15 protein-coding genes and 1 tRNA gene are annotated in these 16931 nt (G+C 59.2%); 10 read left to right on the top strand and 6 right to left on the bottom strand.

Translation table 11 applies throughout. The annotated features are described in order from the left end of the window. Nucleotides 1-10: 10 nt before the first annotated feature. Both AC1DY9_RS18995 and AC1DY9_RS18990 read left to right on the top strand, forming a co-directional pair. Nucleotides 11-385: a DUF2237 family protein gene (locus tag AC1DY9_RS18995; protein WP_457282751.1), complete on the top strand. Its 375-nt coding sequence runs from the start codon at nucleotides 11-13 to the stop codon at nucleotides 383-385. 69 nt (nucleotides 386-454) lie between these two features. Beyond that, nucleotides 455-544, top strand: a tRNA-Ser gene (locus AC1DY9_RS18990). 171 nt (nucleotides 545-715) lie between these two features. Here the strand turns inward: AC1DY9_RS18990 and AC1DY9_RS18985 are convergent. From AC1DY9_RS18985 to AC1DY9_RS18970, 4 genes are all read right to left on the bottom strand, one after another. Next, the gene (locus tag AC1DY9_RS18985) at nucleotides 716-1846 is read right to left on the bottom strand and encodes a branched-chain amino acid ABC transporter substrate-binding protein (RefSeq protein ID WP_457282750.1); all 1131 of its coding nucleotides are present in this window, start codon (nucleotides 1844-1846) and stop codon (nucleotides 716-718) included. Between the two features lie 222 nt (nucleotides 1847-2068). After that, nucleotides 2069-2413 (bottom strand): hypothetical protein, encoded by a 345-nt coding sequence (locus AC1DY9_RS18980; RefSeq protein ID WP_457282749.1) that lies wholly within the window; start codon nucleotides 2411-2413, stop codon nucleotides 2069-2071. Beyond that, on the bottom strand, nucleotides 2410-2847 hold the full coding sequence (locus AC1DY9_RS18975) for a DNA polymerase III subunit chi (protein ID WP_457282748.1): 438 nt from the start codon (nucleotides 2845-2847) through the stop codon (nucleotides 2410-2412). The genes AC1DY9_RS18980 and AC1DY9_RS18975 overlap by 4 nt, the downstream gene beginning before the upstream one ends. Continuing rightward, complete coding sequence (locus AC1DY9_RS18970; protein WP_477667333.1) at nucleotides 2844-4403, bottom strand: leucyl aminopeptidase; 1560 nt, start codon at nucleotides 4401-4403, stop codon at nucleotides 2844-2846. Before AC1DY9_RS18970 ends, AC1DY9_RS18975 begins: the two co-directional genes overlap by 4 nt. A gap of 70 nt (nucleotides 4404-4473) precedes the next feature. On the opposite strand from AC1DY9_RS18970, the gene lptF reads away from it, so the two are divergent. The 5 genes from lptF to AC1DY9_RS18945 all read left to right on the top strand — a co-directional run bounded on the left by lptF (nucleotide 4474) and on the right by AC1DY9_RS18945 (nucleotide 9150). Then, nucleotides 4474-5598 carry an LPS export ABC transporter permease LptF gene (lptF, locus tag AC1DY9_RS18965; protein WP_457282746.1) on the top strand — a complete coding sequence of 375 codons (1125 nt, stop codon included), beginning with the start codon at nucleotides 4474-4476 and terminating at the stop codon, nucleotides 5596-5598. After that, a complete protein-coding gene (lptG, locus tag AC1DY9_RS18960) occupies nucleotides 5595-6737 on the top strand; it encodes an LPS export ABC transporter permease LptG (protein WP_457282745.1) in 1143 nt (380 codons plus the stop codon). The genes lptF and lptG overlap by 4 nt, the downstream gene beginning before the upstream one ends. A gap of 15 nt (nucleotides 6738-6752) precedes the next feature. Continuing rightward, a complete protein-coding gene (locus AC1DY9_RS18955) occupies nucleotides 6753-7130 on the top strand; it encodes a sirohydrochlorin chelatase (protein ID WP_457282744.1) in 378 nt (125 codons plus the stop codon). 773 nt (nucleotides 7131-7903) lie between these two features. Continuing rightward, nucleotides 7904-8416, top strand: a complete 513-nt coding sequence (locus AC1DY9_RS18950) for a hypothetical protein (protein WP_477667332.1) — start codon at nucleotides 7904-7906, stop codon at nucleotides 8414-8416. Then, nucleotides 8404-9150 carry a hypothetical protein gene (locus AC1DY9_RS18945; protein ID WP_477667331.1) on the top strand — a complete coding sequence of 249 codons (747 nt, stop codon included), beginning with the start codon at nucleotides 8404-8406 and terminating at the stop codon, nucleotides 9148-9150. The genes AC1DY9_RS18950 and AC1DY9_RS18945 overlap by 13 nt, the downstream gene beginning before the upstream one ends. 26 nt (nucleotides 9151-9176) lie before the next feature. Here AC1DY9_RS18945 and AC1DY9_RS18940 read toward each other — a convergent pair whose 3' ends face one another. Further along, nucleotides 9177-10109 carry an IS1595 family transposase gene (locus tag AC1DY9_RS18940; RefSeq protein ID WP_477667330.1) on the bottom strand — a complete coding sequence of 311 codons (933 nt, stop codon included), beginning with the start codon at nucleotides 10107-10109 and terminating at the stop codon, nucleotides 9177-9179. A gap of 106 nt (nucleotides 10110-10215) precedes the next feature. Between AC1DY9_RS18940 and AC1DY9_RS18935 the strand changes: the two genes are divergently transcribed. The 3 genes from AC1DY9_RS18935 to AC1DY9_RS18925 all read left to right on the top strand — a co-directional run bounded on the left by AC1DY9_RS18935 (nucleotide 10216) and on the right by AC1DY9_RS18925 (nucleotide 12731). Then, a complete protein-coding gene (locus tag AC1DY9_RS18935) occupies nucleotides 10216-11160 on the top strand; it encodes a CysB family HTH-type transcriptional regulator (RefSeq protein WP_457282743.1) in 945 nt (314 codons plus the stop codon). Between the two features lie 111 nt (nucleotides 11161-11271). Further along, nucleotides 11272-12447 carry a pyridoxal phosphate-dependent aminotransferase gene (locus AC1DY9_RS18930; RefSeq protein WP_477667329.1) on the top strand — a complete coding sequence of 392 codons (1176 nt, stop codon included), beginning with the start codon at nucleotides 11272-11274 and terminating at the stop codon, nucleotides 12445-12447. A 125-nt stretch (nucleotides 12448-12572) separates the two neighbouring features. After that, complete coding sequence (locus AC1DY9_RS18925; protein WP_457282741.1) at nucleotides 12573-12731, top strand: DUF3309 family protein; 159 nt, start codon at nucleotides 12573-12575, stop codon at nucleotides 12729-12731. A gap of 170 nt (nucleotides 12732-12901) precedes the next feature. Here the strand turns inward: AC1DY9_RS18925 and hrpA are convergent, their stop codons facing one another. Next, nucleotides 12902-16882, bottom strand: a complete 3981-nt coding sequence (gene hrpA / locus AC1DY9_RS18920) for an ATP-dependent RNA helicase HrpA (RefSeq protein ID WP_477667328.1) — start codon at nucleotides 16880-16882, stop codon at nucleotides 12902-12904. Nucleotides 16883-16931: the final 49 nt, after the last annotated feature.

Here is a 16931-nt window from a genome sequence, read left to right as displayed (position 1 = left end):
AGGCAAGACCATGAGCGCAAAAAACGTACTGGGCACGGATTTGGTGCCCTGCTCCTATGACCCGCTGACCGGCTATTTTCGGGACGGTTGCTGCAACACGGATGCGTCGGATGCGGGGTCCCACCTGGTATGCGTTCGCGTCACGCGTGAATTTCTGGCTTTTTCCGCCAGCCGCGGCAACGATCTTTCCACGCCGCAGCCTGTGTACCGCTTTGCGGGCCTTCAGCCGAATGACCGCTGGTGCCTGTGTGCCAACCGGTGGCGCGAAGCGCTGGAGGCCGGCTTTGCACCGCCTGTCGTGCTGGAGTCGACGCACAGCAAGGCGCTGGAATTCGTCTCCCTGGCCCAGCTGGAAAAGCACCGGTTCCAGGACGCACTCCACTGAGCCTGTTGCGCTTCGGGTGCAATTCCTGCCTCCGTCTGTTCGCAGCACTGCTATAATCGAAGGCTTCGCGGAAGGGTGGATGAGCGGTTTAAGTCACACGCCTGGAAAGCGTGCGTAGGGTTAAACCTACCGCGGGTTCGAATCCCGCCTCTTCCGCCAAACAGTCTCGTCGCCGTGAGTTTCCACACGGTGGCAAAAACTCCTAAAAGCCCAGCTTGCTGGGCTTTTTTGTGCCCGCTCCACTTTCGGCGCCTCATTTCCGGTCTTCCCGGGTTTTTGCCGGGCAAAAAAAAGCCACCTTGCGGTGGCTTTTTTGTTTGCGGTGAACGATTAGTTCAGAGCAGACTTCTTGCCGTCTTTGTAGACGTACAGGGTGATAGCGGGGTTCTTCAGTTCGCCATTGGGTTCAAAAGCGATCGTGGTGGTCACGCCCTTGAAATTGGTTTTAATCAGCTCAGGGGTGTAAACCTTTGGATCCCAGGATCCGGCGCGCTTCATGGCATCAACCAGAACGAAGGTCGCGTCATAGGTGTACGGGCTGTAAACCTGGAACTGCTTCGGATACTTGGCTTCGTAGCGCTTCATCCAGGCTTCGCCGCCTGGCATTTTGGCCAGCGATGCGCCGCCTTCAGCGCAAACCACGTTGCCGATGGTCTTGGCGCCTGCAGTCAGCTTGGCAAGTTCTGCGGTGCAGATGCCGTCGCCGCCGAAGTACTTGACGTTGCCCATGCCGAGTTGTTCCATCTGGCGCAGCATTGGGCCGCCTTGTGGGTCCATGCCGCCGAAGAAGATCGCGTCAGGTGCTTTGGCCTTGATGGCGGTCAGGATGGCCATGAAGTCGGTAGCCTTGTCGGTGGTGAACTGCTCGTCAACCACGGTCATGCCTTTTGCCAGGGCCGTTTTCTTGAACACTTCAGCAACGCCCTGGCCGTAAGCCGTACGGTCGTCAATGATGGCGACTTTCTTCAGCTTCAGCGTGTCGGCAGCATAAAAAGCCAGGCCAGCGCCAAGGGCGTTGTCATTGGCAATGATGCGGTAGGTGGTTTTGTAGCCTGGCTTGGTCAGGTTGGGGTTGGTTGCAGCGCCCGTGACGTGGGGAATGCCGCAATCGTTGTAGACCTTGGAAGCGGGAATGGTGGTTCCGGAATTCAGGTGGCCGACCACGCCGGCGACTTTGGAGTCGCACAGCTTTTGTGCAGCGGCGGTGCCCTGTTTTGGATCAGCGGCGTCATCTTCAGCAACAATTTCAAACTTGACCTTTTTGCCGCCGATGACCACGTTTTGCGCGTTCAGGTCTTCGATGGCCATGCGCACGCCGTTTTCATTGTCTTTGCCGTAATGGGCTTGCGAGCCGGACAGCGGCGCCACGTGACCGATCTTGATCACTGCGTCTTGGGCAGAGGCAAAACCCGCTACTGCAGCGAGAGCAGCCACTACTGTCAGTTTTAATTTCATTTGCATAAAAAACACTCCGATTAGGAAATTACCGTTAAAGGTTGAGAACAATTTTTTTACTCAACGGGGCCGAACATAACGCAATTTCCGGGCCCGCACCATAGCAACGTCCCTAGGTTAAATTCCGATAAGGGGGTTTACCCGGGGAGCAGATTGCCTTATGTGAACTTGTGTTTCAAGGGTTGGGCACAGCGAAAAAGCATCTGTGCAGACAGCCGCTCGCGCATCCTATGCGTCCGTGTTTGGCGGTGCCGCTTCGTGCTTCAAAGCCTGGCTCACAGATTGACGGACAACGTCCTCAATTTCTTCGCGCAGACGTGGAACCAGGGTTTGCGTGTGCTCCAGGATAAGTTGCCCTACGACCTCCCGCAAACGCCGCTCAAGAACCAGGTTCACCCGCTGCAGCACGCGTTGCACCATCTGCTCCTGAAGCTCTGCAGAAGCGGTAGACGGCGGCACCGGCAAACCAGTCCTGGCTGGTTCAGGCGGCGCAGCCGGCATCGGTGCAGGCATGGGCCGCACGACTTCCGTCAGCGTCGGCACAAACCGCGGCGGTGCGGGCGGGCGGTTCATGCGCCCTCCCCGGCCGTCGCAAGGTCATGGCGTTTCATGGCATAGCCCCTGTCGGTGTAGTGCTTCCACCGGCTTCGCGCTGCAAGACGGTCATCGTCGGCCTGCGCCACAACTTCGATAAAACGTTCGAAGCGTTCAAATTCGGCGGGAATGCCATGCCCCAGATTGACCAGTACGCCGTAATGCGGGCAGTCCTTGAGCGACTCGGCCAGCACCACCGGCGTTGCCGCCAATGTACTTTGGGGGGCGCCCGCACGGCAATGCGGCACAAATTCCGCAGGCGAAAAACTCCAGATCAACTGGTCCAGTTCCGCCAGCACCGCCGCATCCCCCGTCACCACAACGCTGGCGCCGCTCAGGTAGGCCTTGCGAAGTAACCGGCAGCTGTAGGCCAGCTTGTCCGGCACATTGAAGTGAAAGGCGATTTCGGTCATGCCCGGGTTTTGGATGCGGATTTGCGCCTGGAAACTGTTTTGGCTTTTTTGCCCGATGCTTGGGCCGAAGTCCCTGCCCTGGCAGGCACCACCTGGTCCAGCAGGTAGTCCAGCAGTAGCGGCACCGGCCTGCCGGTCGCACCTTTGGCGGCTCCGCCTTTCCAGGCCGTACCGGCAATGTCCAGGTGCGCCCATGGAAAACTGGCTGTAAACCGCTGCAGGAACTTGGCCGCGGTCACCGCACCCGCGGCACGCCCCGCCACGTTGGCGACATCTGCAAAATTGGTCTTGAGTCCTTCGGCATAATCGTCATCCAGTGGCATCCTCCAGCACAGGTCCAGGGACGATTCGCCTGCCGTCGACAACGCCTCGGCCAAGGTGTCGTCGCTGGAGAAAAGCCCGCTGCGCACGCCGCCCAGGGCAATCACGCAGGCGCCGGTCAGCGTCGCGATGTCCACCACCGCCCGGGGCTTGAAGCGCTCAGCGTAGGTCAATGCGTCGCAGAGCACCAGCCGCCCTTCGGCGTCGGTGTTCAGGATCTCAATGGTCTGCCCGCTCATGCTGGTCACCACATCGCCGGGCTTGATGGCGCGGCTGCCCGGCATGTTTTCGCAAGCGGGAATCAGGCCTACCACATTGAGCGCCGGCCGCAGCTCTGCCAGCGCCCGGAAGGTGCCCAGAACGCCGGCGGCACCGCACATGTCGAACTTCATCTCGTCCATTTCGGCCGCGGGCTTGATGGAGATGCCGCCCGTGTCAAAGGTGATGCCTTTGCCAACGAGTACGACGGGCGCCTCGGCCCTGGCCGCCCCCTCATAGCGCAGAACGATAAAACGTAACGGCTCGGCCGAACCCTGCGCCACGGCCATGAAGGAGCCCATACCGAGTTTGGCGACCTCTTTGGGGCCCAACACCTCCACCTTGATGCCGCGCAGCTTGCCCAGTTCCCTGGCAGCGCCGGCCAGAAGCGTCGGTGTCGCGTGGTTGGCCGGACGGTTCGCCCACTCCTTGGCAAATTCAATGCCCTTGATCAGCGCTGCGCCTTTGTCAATGCCGGGTCGCGCGATTTGGGCACTTGCGGCGTCATTCACGGCAACCACCACCCGTTGCAACCTGCCGGGGCCGGCTTTTGTGTTCTTGGCGGCTTTGGACTTGGTGGTAGCGTAGGTATAAGTGGCATCACCGCAAGCGACCACGGCCGCGCGCACGGCTTCAGCTCGAAGACCGCCCACGGCACCGAAGCAAATGGTCAGGTGCTGCACGTTCGCAGCCTTCAGGGCGCCCAGGCCGGCACTGACGGCGGTACGAACGTTTTTGGCGCTGGCATCCCCGACGCCCGCCAATACGACCCGCCTGGCAGTGATGCCGGGGGCGCGGTACGTGCTCAGGAGCTTGCCCGGCTTGGCCTCAAAGTCCCCCGACTTGATCGCCAGCGATGCGAGCACAGAAAGAGGGTCATTGCCGGAGCCCGGATCCTGGGGTACGAGAACCAGCAGCGCGTCGGTTTTTTCACTGCAAATACGGGTGGGTGTCAGTGTTTTGAGTTCAAAGTCCATAATTCAGGGTCTGGTAAATAAACCAAAGTAAAACAAAAAATAAAACGAAGCCAAGGCAGATATTCAGTCAATGTTATTCCAATCCACGATTCGCAAAGAGCTGGCACGCAGTTTTGGGGCCACGCTGGTGGTCCTGGTCACCATCGTGATGACCATTGTTCTGATCCGCACCCTGGGCCAGGCATCGCGCGGTTTCATCAATCCGCAGGACGTCATGCTGTTCATGGCCTACTCGGCGCTGGGACGCCTGCCGACCATCCTCACGCTGTCGCTGTTTATTGCGATGGTCAGTACCTTGTCGCGCATGTACCGCGACAGCGAAATGGTGGTGTGGTTCACCAGCGGTCAGGGCCTGTCGGGTTTTCTGCGGCCGCTTTTCCGTTTTGCATGGCCTGTCCTGCTGGTCATCACGCTGATGGCTCTTTTTGTTTGGCCCTGGACCAACCAGCAAACCAAAGACATGCAAAGCCGCTATGAGCAGCGCGGCGACCTTGACCGCATTGCCCCTGGCCAGTTCCAGGAATCCTCCAGCGGCAACCGGGTTTTCTTCATCGACCGCGACCTGGCGGGCGAGCGCTCCAGCAACAACGTCTTCATCGCTGCGACCGAAAAGGGCAAGAGTTCCATCACCACGGCCCGCTCGGGCCGCATCGAGGCCAGAGGTGACGCGCAGTTCCTCATGCTCGAAAACGGCCAGCGCCTGGAAAACGTGATCGGGCAATCGGCGCTCAAAATCAGCGACTTCGAAGAGTACGGCACCAAAACCGGCGATAACAATCCGCTGACCGAAAACGCACCGGAAGCCAAACTGCTGTCCACCCGCTCCCTGATCAAGGCGCCGACCCGCGGCAACCTCAGCGAGCTGGCGTGGCGGCTGGGGCTGGCGCTGGCATCCATCAACTTTGTCGTGCTGGCGGTGGCCCTGGCCAGCGTGAATCCGCGCGGTGGCCGCAGCGGCAACATGATCTTTGTGCTGCTGACGTTTGTGGTCTACAACAACCTGGTCAACCTCGGGCAAAGCTGGATTTTTGTGGGCCTCATCAGTTTCAGTAACTTCCTGCTGGCGCTGCATGGCGGCGTCCTGCTGCTGGCCCTGGCCTGGCTATCCAAGCGGCAGTTCAACTGGACGCTGCGGCCCGCCCGGCGCATCAACCGTACACCGCTGGCCGTACGTGACAGTGAAAGCCACGCATGAAAACCATACGCCGCCTGATCTACGGTGAAGTGCTGGCTGCCATCGCCCTGGTGGCACTGGGCTTCCTGGCCCTGTTCTTCTTTTTTGACCTGGTCGATGAACTGCAATACCTCGGCAAGAGCAGCGGCATCAACGCAGCCGATATCTACCAGATCAGGCACGCATTGTTGTATGTAGGCCTGCTGATTCCCAATCATTTGTACGAGCTGCTGCCGATCTCCGTCCTGATCGGCACCATCTTTGTGATGGCCCGGCTGGCACAGAGCTCCGAATACACCATCCTGCGCACCAGCGGACTCGGCCCCTGGCGCGCGCTGAAGTTGCTGCTGGTCCTGGGGGCGCTGTTCGTGGTGTTCAGTTTCGCCGTGGGCGATTATGTGGCGCCTGCCAGCGAACGGGCCGCACAGCTGCTCAAGGCGCGCTACCAGAACAAGATCACCATCGGCCAAACCGGTGCCTGGCTGAAGGAAAAGCAGGCCTACAACACCTTTGTGGTCAATGTGAGGGCGCTTACTCCCGACAACGAAATGCAGGGTGTGCAGATTTTCGAGTTCAACAACAAGGGACTGATCGTCTCCACCACACAGGCGCCGCTGGCAGCGTTCACCGCCGGCGATGCCTGGGAATTGAACCAGGCCACGCGCGCAGAGTTTGATGTTCCAGCCGGCGCCAGCAGCGCCGCCAAACCCGGAGGCAGCGCCAAGGTCAACCGCACAGTGCTAAAGAGCTTTCGCTGGCCTACCGAAATCAGCGCTGAAATGGTTTCGGTGGCGCTGCTCAAGCCTGAGCGCATGGGCACCATTGACCTGTTCAATTACGTCCGTCACCTGGACGCCAATGGGCAGACCGCGCAACGCTATGAAATAGAGTTCTGGAAAAAAGTCTTTTACCCGCTCAGCTGCCTGGTGATGGTGATTCTGGCGCTGCCTTTTGCCTACCTTCACTTTCGCTCCGGCGGCATCGCCGGCTACGTGTTCGCCGGTGTGATGATCGGCATCAGCTTCTTCCTGCTCAACAACGTGTTCGGCTATATCGGCAACCTGCGAAACTGGCAGCCCTGGCTTGCGGCTGCCACGCCAGGCCTGCTTTATATGGCCGTCTCGCTGGGCGCGTTTGGCTGGCTGGTGCTCAGGCGTTAACGGACGCTACCGTTCATGACGTCCCTGGCCCATACGCCGCGCGGCATCATCCTGCTTGCCCATGGCTCGCGCGACCCGCAGTGGCGCGACCCCATTGAGGCGGTTGCCGCTCAAGTCCGTCTCCGCGAGCCCGGCACCCCTGTCAGTTGCGCCTACCTGGAGCTCTGCCCACCTTCATTGCCTGAAGCCGCTACAAATTTAATAGCTTCTGGCGCCCGCCATATAAGGGTGTTTCCGCTTTTCTTTGGTATAGGCAAGCACGCCCGGGAAGACTTGCCGCTGCTGGTCGAACGCGTCAGGTTGGCACATCCAGGCGTAGAAGTCGAGCTTCTGCCTGCAGCCGGGGAATACCGCGAATTGACCGCACTTATGGCCAGCATTGCCTTGTCATAACCGTGGAGGCATGGCGCATCGGTACGGCGGTTGGGCTCCTCTTTAGCGTAAAACAGGCGAAGTATGTATTTGACAAACCATTTTCATTTGAATTTGTCCGAAATTCGACAATTTTTGATATTTATTGATTTCCGGCCACACTTCGGGTAGCCTATGAGCTGGGTTTGGAAATAAAAAACCCGCCGAAGCGGGTTAAAGGGGTCACCCCCAGAATTTGAGCAGCAAGGTAATGGCTGTCACTGCCGTGATCAGGGGTACTGATACCGACAATTTAAAGTCCTTACCTACTTGCAACGTCAGCTTGAACATAGCTTGCACCTGTCAATGCTGGCGGCGCCGCCAACTGTTGAGGTCGGCATTTGTATAGCGCCTTGTGCCGGGCGCTTGCTCGTTTCTTGCCTAGGATAGTTCGGAGCATCGGCTCCACGGTTTCGGTTGCCCGCCCATCCGGGTGGGGCTACGCCGCGTTACCTATAAGCCGCCTGACGGGGCGGCAGCGAGTGCAGTCACGCGCTCTAAGACATTCACCGGGGTAGCCCAGCTAGCGCCTCTGGGGTGGAGTTTAGGCGGTATGAGCGCGATTGGCTAGGGTGCAGACCTGCGTAAAGGCTTTGGCTCGGATTGCGGTTTCTTCCTTGGGTCCGGCGGCGTATTGAGCATCCTGCGCAACACATCATCAGGATTGTGATGATGTGAGGGTTGCTCAGGCTTCACGGGTTGGGGTGTGACTGGCATGATGGGGTGATTATCCGCCGTTGCATAGATAAAAACAAATGACGCCCCGGGAACTTCTTGCGCACAAGACTGCTGTAAAGCAGTTGCCTGCGTTGCCTATCTTTAAAGCACAGAAACGCGGCAAGCTACCACGTCCTTTTGCGAAGCTGGGAGGGCCGCGGATTTATTGCACGGGAATGCTGGACGTATCTGCTGATCATGTCGCGATCATGTATTGGCGTGACGGAGATATTTTGACCGACCGCCTTTTTATGGGTCACCTATTTTGCAAACTTGCCGACGGCAGCATCAGCCCAATATTTGAATTCCACTGGCACCCCAGCCACAAAGGGTTTCACTGTAAAACACCCTGTAAAACGGAAATTAACTACACTGACAGAATGCTGCCAGGTGCGCCAGAACTAGACCTTAAAACTCAGCCAGATACTGACCCAAAGAAGCCGTTAGACCTCACAAAATTAGTCTACATATTCTGTAAAACTTGTGGAATTTCTCCGCCTAAATCAGGGTCAGAAGATACACCGAAAACATTGCCACTATGGCCGTCATAACCAGCAATCTTAAGCAAGCAATTTGCTCGCTCTTTGAGGTACACGCCGATGAAGGTGGAGTGCAGCGGGTTGTCACGCCCTTGGAATACCCGGGGAGCAGCGACCAGATCGTTATTCGAGTACGGCCGTCAGAAGATGGATACGCCATAGACGAAAACGGCGAAGCCGCCTTTTATGCCAGTTTGAATGGCGGTGATATCGAAAGCGGAGCGGTGGCCCGTTGGGCCGAGGAGTTGGCGCTCCCGGTAAAATTTACGGACGATGAAAAAATAACCGCCCTCGCACCGAATGAACAACTAATAGCGCCGTACATTTTCCGCGTTGCTTCCGCTGCACAGCAGTTGCATTCAATTGCCACGTCACGCGCAGAACGACAAGCCAGTGTATTTCCCGAGGCTGTAAAAGCGTTGGTACATCAAATTGCAGCTGCGCTCAATGTGAGCGTTGAGTCAAATGTTGAATTACCTATTGCCGGCGGACTTAAGGCGGATCATGTCTTAGGAACAAAAACACCGCTCATCATCATTACTGCAACGGGCCCCACCCGCTTGTTAGAGGCTGAAGTTATCTTCATGCAGTACCGCGCAGAAGCAAAACCTGGATATGTACTAGCAGTTGCAGAAGATCAGATTTCAGTTGGTAAGAAGCAGTTCGAGCGGGCCAATTACTACACCCACAAGACAGTCGTGTACCAGCCCGAAGCGCTCCGGCAACTGGTATCACAGCTCAATTAGTCTTTAGAAGAATCTGCAGCAGGCTTTCAAGCGTTGGCGGCTTGCGTGCCGTCAAGCCTTCGATAGGTCAGGCGCTTGCCTGCGATAGCCTTGAGCGTTTCGTTAGCGCGGTCAACATCATTGAAGCCGTTGGCGGAACGGAAGTTCCAACGGAAGTCAAACTCATTGGCGTAGCGCTGCAGATGCTGCTCAGAAACGCTGTGAAACGTGCCTGTGAGGCCGCGTTTGAGGATGGCGAAGGATGACTCCACGGTGTTGCTGGTGACGTTGCCACGGGCGTATTCTTTTTTGCCGTGGTTCACGGTGCTGTGCTGAGCGAATTCGCGGCCCACCTTGGTGTAAATATTGGATTCGTCGGTCATCAGATGCGTCTCAGGATGCACTTGTGACTTGAGCGTAGCGCGCAGGGTTTCGCTGGTGACATTGGCAACGTGGAAAGAGCGCTTTTGACCCGTCTCACGCTCGACAAGGGAAACGATTTTCATCTTTGCGCCGCCGCCACGGGTTTTCTTGGCGGCTTCGTTGTTGCCCCAAAAGGTTTCATCGGCCTCAACGATGGAGTTAGGGCCACCCATCTTGCCGTAGTTGTTAGGGGTCATGGCTTCGCGGATGCGATGGCACATGAACCAAGCCGTTTTGTAAGACACACCCAGCATGCGCTCGATCTGTTTGGCGGAGACGCCTTTCTTGCTGGCGCTCATGAGATGGACAGCTTGGAGCCAGATATTGAGCTTGATCTTTGAACGTTCAAACACCGTGCCGACCGTGACGGTGAACTGTTCGGAGCAGGCGCCGCATTTGTAAACGCCAGGGCGGGTTGACTTGCCCTGGAGCTTGTAGTGACCGTCAATAACCCCGCAATGAGGGCAGACCACACCGTTAGCCCAGCGCAGCGCCTCAAGGTACTCGCGGGCCTTGTCTGCGTCTTGAAAGTGGGGGAGATTGAAAACGGAAGTCATGTTCTTGTCCTTGGTATGGCTCTATTGTCGCCATATCTAAGGGTTTGTCAAGTACATACTTCGCTAAAACAGGCATAATAAAACCAATAATTAGCCTGAATTCGATATGAACCTTCACCAATTCCGCTTCGTCCAGGAGGCCATCCGGCGCAACCTGAACCTGACAGAGACCGCCAAGGCCCTGCACACCTCGCAGCCCGGCGTATCCAAGGCCATCATCGAGCTTGAAGAGGAACTCGGCGTCGAAATCTTTGCACGGCACGGCAAACGCCTCAAGCGCGTGACGGAACCCGGGGAACACGTCCTCAAAAGCATTGAACTCATCATGCGCGAAGTCGGCAACCTGCGCCGCATTGGCGAGCAGTTTTCTGCCCAGGACAGCGGCACCCTCTCCATTGCCACCACCCATACGCAAGCCCGTTATGTGCTTCCGCAGCCCGTTGCCAAGCTGCGTGAAGCCTTTCCCAAAGTCAATGTCAGCCTGCACCAGGGCTCTCCCGACCAGGTGGCGCGCATGGTGCTTGATGAGGTGGCCGAAATCGGCATCGCGACCGAATCATTGACGCAGTACGAAGACCTGGTGACCCTGCCCTGCTACGAATGGCAGCACATGCTGGTCATTCCTGTTGACCATCCGTTGGCCAAAAAAGACAACATCACGCTGGAAGACCTGGCGCAAGAACCCCTGATCACTTACCACCCGTCTTTCACCGGCCGTACCAAGATCGACCTGGCGTTTGCCGCCAAGCGCCTGCAGCCGCGCATTGCGCTCGAGGCGATTGACTCCGACGTCATCAAGACCTATGTGCGCCTGGGACTGGGCGTGGGCATCGTCGCAGAAATGGCCATCAAGGAAGACGGCACCAACAGCGACCTGATTGCCATCGCGGCCGGCCCGCTGTTCGGTATCAACGTAGCCCGCGTGGCCTTTAAGCGCAGCGCCTACCTTCGCAATTTCGTCTATAAATTCGCCGAACTGCTCAGCGACAAGCTGGACCGCGCCCTGATCACCAAGGCCATGGCTGGCCGTGTCAATGACTATGAGGTTTGACTCCCCCCCGTGGCGGGCTTCGCCCGCCTCCCCCTCAGGGGGCGCCGCAAGCGGCCCGGCAAAGCCGGTTCCGCCGCGGCCGCTTGCAAAAGAAACACATCCAGCCCAATCATGACCATGATCCTCGAACGAACTCCAGATCTCAAAACCAAGCTGCCCGCTGTCGGCACCACCATCTTCACGGTGATGTCCACACTGGCTGCTGAAAAAGGCGCTGTCAACCTGGGCCAGGGATTTCCTGATTTTGAGTGTGACCCACAGTTGGTCAACGCCGTCACGGACGCGATGACAAAAGGCCTGAACCAGTACCCGCCCATGACGGGCGTTCCGGCGCTGCGCGAAGCCATCTCAGCCAAGGTGGCCAAACTTTACGGTCACCGCTACGACGCCAACACCGAGATCACCATTACCGCGGGCGCCACGCAGGCCATCATCACGGCCATCCTGGCTGTCGTTCACCCCGGCGACGAGGTCATCGTGCTGGAGCCCTGCTACGACAGCTACGTGCCCAACATCGAGCTGGCCGGTGGCGTCGTGGTGCGCGTTCCCCTCACGCCCGGTACCTTCCGGCCCGACTTCKACAAAATTTCCGCAGCGATCACATCCAGGACACGGGCGATCATCGTCAACTCGCCCCACAACCCGAGCGCCACGGTATGGACCGAGGCCGACATGCTCACGCTGCAGGACATTCTGGCGCCCACTGACGTCCTGCTGATCAGCGACGAAGTCTATGAGCACATGGTGTTCGATGCGGCCCAGGGACGCATCCATCAAAGCGCCGCACGTTTTCCCGGCCTTGCCGCGCGTGCGTTCATTGTCAGCAGCTTTGGCAAGACTTACCACGTCACCGGCTGGAAGGTCGGCTACGTGGCCGCACCCGCAGCACTGACCACCGAGTTCCGCAAGGTGCACCAGTTCAACGTCTTCACCGTGAATACCCCTGTGCAATACGGGCTTGCCGCGTACATGGCCGATGCGCAGCCTTACCTGGACCTGCCGGCCTTCTACCAGCGCAAGCGCGACCTCTTTCGCGAAGGCCTTGCCAAAACCCGCTTCAAGCTGTTGCCCAGCGAAGGCAGCTACTTCCAGTGCGTGGACATCTCCGACGTGAGTGACCTGGACGAAGCCGGGTTCTGCAAATGGCTGACCACTGAAATCGGCGTGGCGGCGATTCCCCTGTCGGCGTTTTACGGCAACGGCTTTGACCAGCGCGTGGTACGGTTCTGTTTTGCCAAAAAAGACGAAACATTGAACACGGCGCTGCAGCGCCTGGCCAAGTTGTAAACGCGGCAAGCCTCGCATGTAAGCCAAGGCTGTCAGTATTTGCCGACGGCTGGACAGGCGTTCATCCTGCTTGTTTGCGCCCCGCACCGGGAAAGAATGACTTCACATAACAAGGAGTGCTTCAAATGTCCCTATCCCTTATCCTGCTGATCGTTCTTATTCTTATCCTGGTCGGCGCTTTGCCTACCTGGGGCCACAGCCGCAGCTGGGGTTACGGGCCCAGCGGGGGTGTCGGCCTGGTGGTGTTGATCCTGGTCATCCTGCTGCTGATGGGACGCATCTAGTCCGCACCTTCCGTTGGTGATTCACCAGGAAAAATGGCCTTGCATTGCAAGGCCATTTTTTTGCGCTCCCATCTCACAAGCCTGTTTCAACTATTCAGTTGCTGCCACGCTTTTTAGCGGCGGCATAACAAGCCTTCGGCAGTTGTTAGCCTTCGCCGAAAGGTCTGGACTCAGCTATTCAGCTGAGCCCAGACCTTTTCCAACCTCTTGATGCTGACAGGCTGCGGTGTGCGCAGCTCCTGCGCAAAAAAGCTCACACGCAGCTCTTCCAGCAACCAGCGGAATTCCTGCATGCGCGCATCCACCGCGCCTTTTCGCTCAGCCACCAGCCGCCAGTAACGCTGCTCCTGCGGTCGCAACTCGGTCATCCGTGCGGCATCACGTGCCGGGTCGGCGCGCCATTTTTCCAGCCGCAACGTGATGGCCTTGAGGTAGCGTGCGAAATGCTGCAGTTGCCCATAAGGTGTGGCCGTCAGAAAGCGTTTGGGTACGAGGCGCTGCAGTTGCTGGGCGGCATCTGCCGCGGCTTCGGCGGCATTTTTCGTGTCCTTGATCTTGCGTTGGGCCACAGCGAACTCGGTCAGGATGCCGGCAGCCAGCCGGGCCACCTCGCTGGCAATCAAGGTCAGGCGCCCTCGCCCATCGTCGATGCGTTTTTTGAACTCGGCTTCGTGCGTCGGCAACGGGTCGAGCAAAAAGGCACGGTCCAGCGCCACTTCGATGATCTGCTCGCGCAATTCCTCCAGCGTACCGCCGCCGGAATTGTCGGCTGCGCGGCCCACCAGCATGTAGCTGGTAGCCGTTTTCTGCAGCTCCGGCAGGTTCTTTTCCAGGTACTTCAGCGCATCCTTGATTTGCAGGGAGAACAGCCGGCGCAAGCCGGCGCGGTGCTTCGCGGCCGCCACGTCGGGTTCGTCAAACACCTCGATCGTCACCGCATCGCCCAAATCAATGAGCGCCGGAAACCCTATCAGCGTCTGCGAACCCTTGCGGATTTCCATCAGCTCCGGCAACTCGCCAAAGCTCCAGCTGGTGTAGCGCTCCGGCGCTCTGGGTGCTATCTTTTCAGGAGCTGCTTGCGCACGTCCTGATTGGGCCGGAGGCCTATTTGATACTGAATTTTCGGTGGATACCGTCTTTTCGGACCCAGATTCGGGTGCTTTTGCCAGGTTTTTGAGTCCCGCCAGCGCCTGGAAGGCACCCCGTGCCTGCGAGCCCAGTTCGCCCTTGAGCGCGCCCAGGTTGCGGCCCGCGCCCAGCTGGCGCCCGTGCTCGTCGACCACGCGGAAGTTCATGAACAGGTGCGGGGGCAGCATATCCAGCTTCATGTCATTGCGCTTGACGTCCAGCGAGGTCGCATCGCGCACCAGCTTGAGCACCGCATCGGTCAGCGAGCCGCTGCCGAACACCTCGGGTTGCAGCAGTTGCTCCGTCATACGCGTGGCCGTCTCGGGCAAGGGCACCAGCCGCGAGCGCGGGCGCTGGTGCAGCGTCTTGATCAGCGCCTGCACCTTGTCCTTGAGCATGCCCGGCACCAGCCACTCGCAGCGCTCTTCATTGACCTGGTTGAGAGCGAACAGCGGCACATCCACCGTCACGCCATCGCGCGCGTCGCCGGGTTCGTGCAGGTAAGTGACCCAGCAATCCACACCACCCATTCGCAGTGTCTTGGGAAACGACTGCGTAGTGATGCCGGCAGCCTCATGCCGCATCAGTTCTTCACGCGTCAAGAGCAGGAGCTGCGGCTGCTTTTTGACTTCCTCCTTGTACCAATGTTCGCAACTTGCACCACTGTGTACGTCAGCCGGGAGTTGCTGGTCATAAAAAGCGTAGATCAGTTCCTCGTCCACCAGCACGTCCTGGCGCCTGGCTTTGTGTTCCAGATCCTGCACCTGCTGGATCAGCTTCAGGTTCGCCGCGAGGAAAGGCAGCTTGGTGTCCCAGTTCCCGGCCACCAGTGCTTCACGGATGAATATCTCGCGCGCCGTGACCGGGTCGACACGGCCGAAATTGACGCGCCGCCCGTTATAGACCACCAGGCCGTAAAGCGTGGCACGCTCCAGCGCCGTCACCTGCGCAGCCTTTTTCTCCCAGTGCGGGTCCAGCAGCTGCTTGGCTAAAAGATGCCCAGCCACCTGTTCTATCCAGGCCGGGTCAATGTTGGCAATGCCACGGCCAAAAAGGCGTGTGGTTTCCACCAGCTCGGCCACCACAATCCAGCGGCCCGGCTTTTTGCTCAGGCGTGCGCCGGGGTGGCGGTAGAACTTGATGCCGCGTGCACCCAAGTACCAGTCTTCCTCGTCGCTCTTGCAGCCAATGTTGCCGAGCAGGCCGCACAGCATCGATAAATGAAGCTGCTCATAGCTGGCAGGCTTGTCGTTCAGGACCCATTTCTGTTCGCCCACAACCGTATGCAGCTGCGAATGGATGTCGCGCCATTCGCGCACGCGGCGGATATTGACGTAGTTCTCGCGCAGCAGGTTCTCATACTGGCGGTTTGACAGTTTATGGTCGGTGCCGTGGCCGCCACGCGCGTCGCCCAGCCATTTCCACAGCTTCAGGTAACCACTGAACTCGCTCTTCTCATCATCGAACTTGGCATGCTGCTGGTCGGCTTGGGCCTGTTTGTCCATGGGGCGGTCGCGCACATCCTGCACACTGAGCGCGCTGGCGATCACCAGTACCTCGTCGAGCGCGTTGCGGTCCTTGGCTTCCAGAATCATGCGGCCCACGCGCGGGTCCAGCGGCAGCTTGGCCAGCGTGCGGCCGACGCCGGTGAGCTCGTTGTCTTCGTCCACCGCGCCCAGCTCGGCCAGCAGCTGGTAGCCGTCGGCAATGGCGCGGCGCTGCGGCGGCTCGATAAAGGCAAACTCTTCCACATTGCCCAGGTGCAGCGCCTTCATGCGCAAAATCACCGAAGCCAGCGAACTGCGCAGGATTTCAGGGTCTGTGAAAGGCTGGCGGCCCTGGAAGTCCTTTTCGTCGTAAAGGCGTATGCAAATGCCATCGGCCACCCGGCCGCAGCGGCCTGCACGCTGGTTGGCCGCGGCCTGCGACACCGGCTCCACCATGAGCTGCTCGACCTTGTTGCGAAAGCTGTAGCGCTTGACGCGCGCCGTGCCCGCATCCACCACGTAGCGAATGCCCGGAACAGTCAGCGAGGTTTCGGCCACGTTGGTGGCCAGCACGATGCGCCGCCCACTGTGGCCGTCAAAAATGCGGTCCTGCTCGGCCTGGCTCAGGCGCGCGAACAGCGGCAGCACCTCGGCGTTGCGCGTCAGCGGCTGGTGCGCCAGGTGCTTGCGCAAGTGGTCAGCCGCCTCGCGGATCTCGCGCTCTCCGGGCAGGAAAACCAGGATGTCGCCTGCGCTGTGCGGGCTCAGCCAGAGCTCGTCGACTGCGTCAGCAATTGCATCGTTCAGGTCGTGCTCGCGTGACTCCTCAAACGGCCGGTAGCGCTGTTCGACGGGAAACATGCGGCCCGACACCATGATGACCGGCGCCGGAATTTTTGACCCCCACGCTCCGCGCTGCGCGTCGTCGCTGCTCCCCGAGGGGGCGTCGCCCGGCTTGGGGCGGCCCGGCGCCGGGGCGGCAGAAGCAAAATAATCCGCAAACCGCTGCGCATCAATCGTCGCCGAGGTGATGACCACCTTGAGGTCGGGCCGGCGCGGCAGCAGCTGGCGCAGGTAGCCCAGCAGAAAGTCGATGTTCAGGCTGCGCTCATGGGCCTCATCGATGATGATCGTGTCGTAGGCCTTGAGCAGCGGGTCGGTCTGCGTCTCGGCCAGCAAAATACCGTCGGTCATCAGCTTGACGGAAGCGTCGCGCGAGAGCCGGTCCTGGAAGCGCACCTTGTAGCCCACCACGTCGCCCAGCGGCGTTTTCAACTCCTCCGCGATGCGCTTGGCCACGCTGGACGCGGCAATACGGCGCGGCTGGGTATGGCCTATCAGTCGGCCCTGTCCGGCCGGGTAATTGAGCTTGCCGCGCCCCATGGCCAGCGCAATCTTGGGCAGTTGGGTGGTTTTACCCGAGCCAGTTTCGCCACAGACAATGATGACCTGGTGGGCCGCCATGGCGGCGGTGATTTCGTGGCGTTTGCCCGAAACGGGCAGCGACTCTGGAAAGGTAATGGCGAGGGGAGACAAGGATGGAGGCGAAGAAAAAGGCAAGCAGAGCAGGATAAAAGCGGCAGCA

It is taken from the genome of Polaromonas sp. P1_F6, assembly GCF_056405695.1.
The sequence above is the reverse complement of the archived record's forward strand: the minus strand, read 5'-3'. Positions and strand labels throughout refer to the sequence as shown.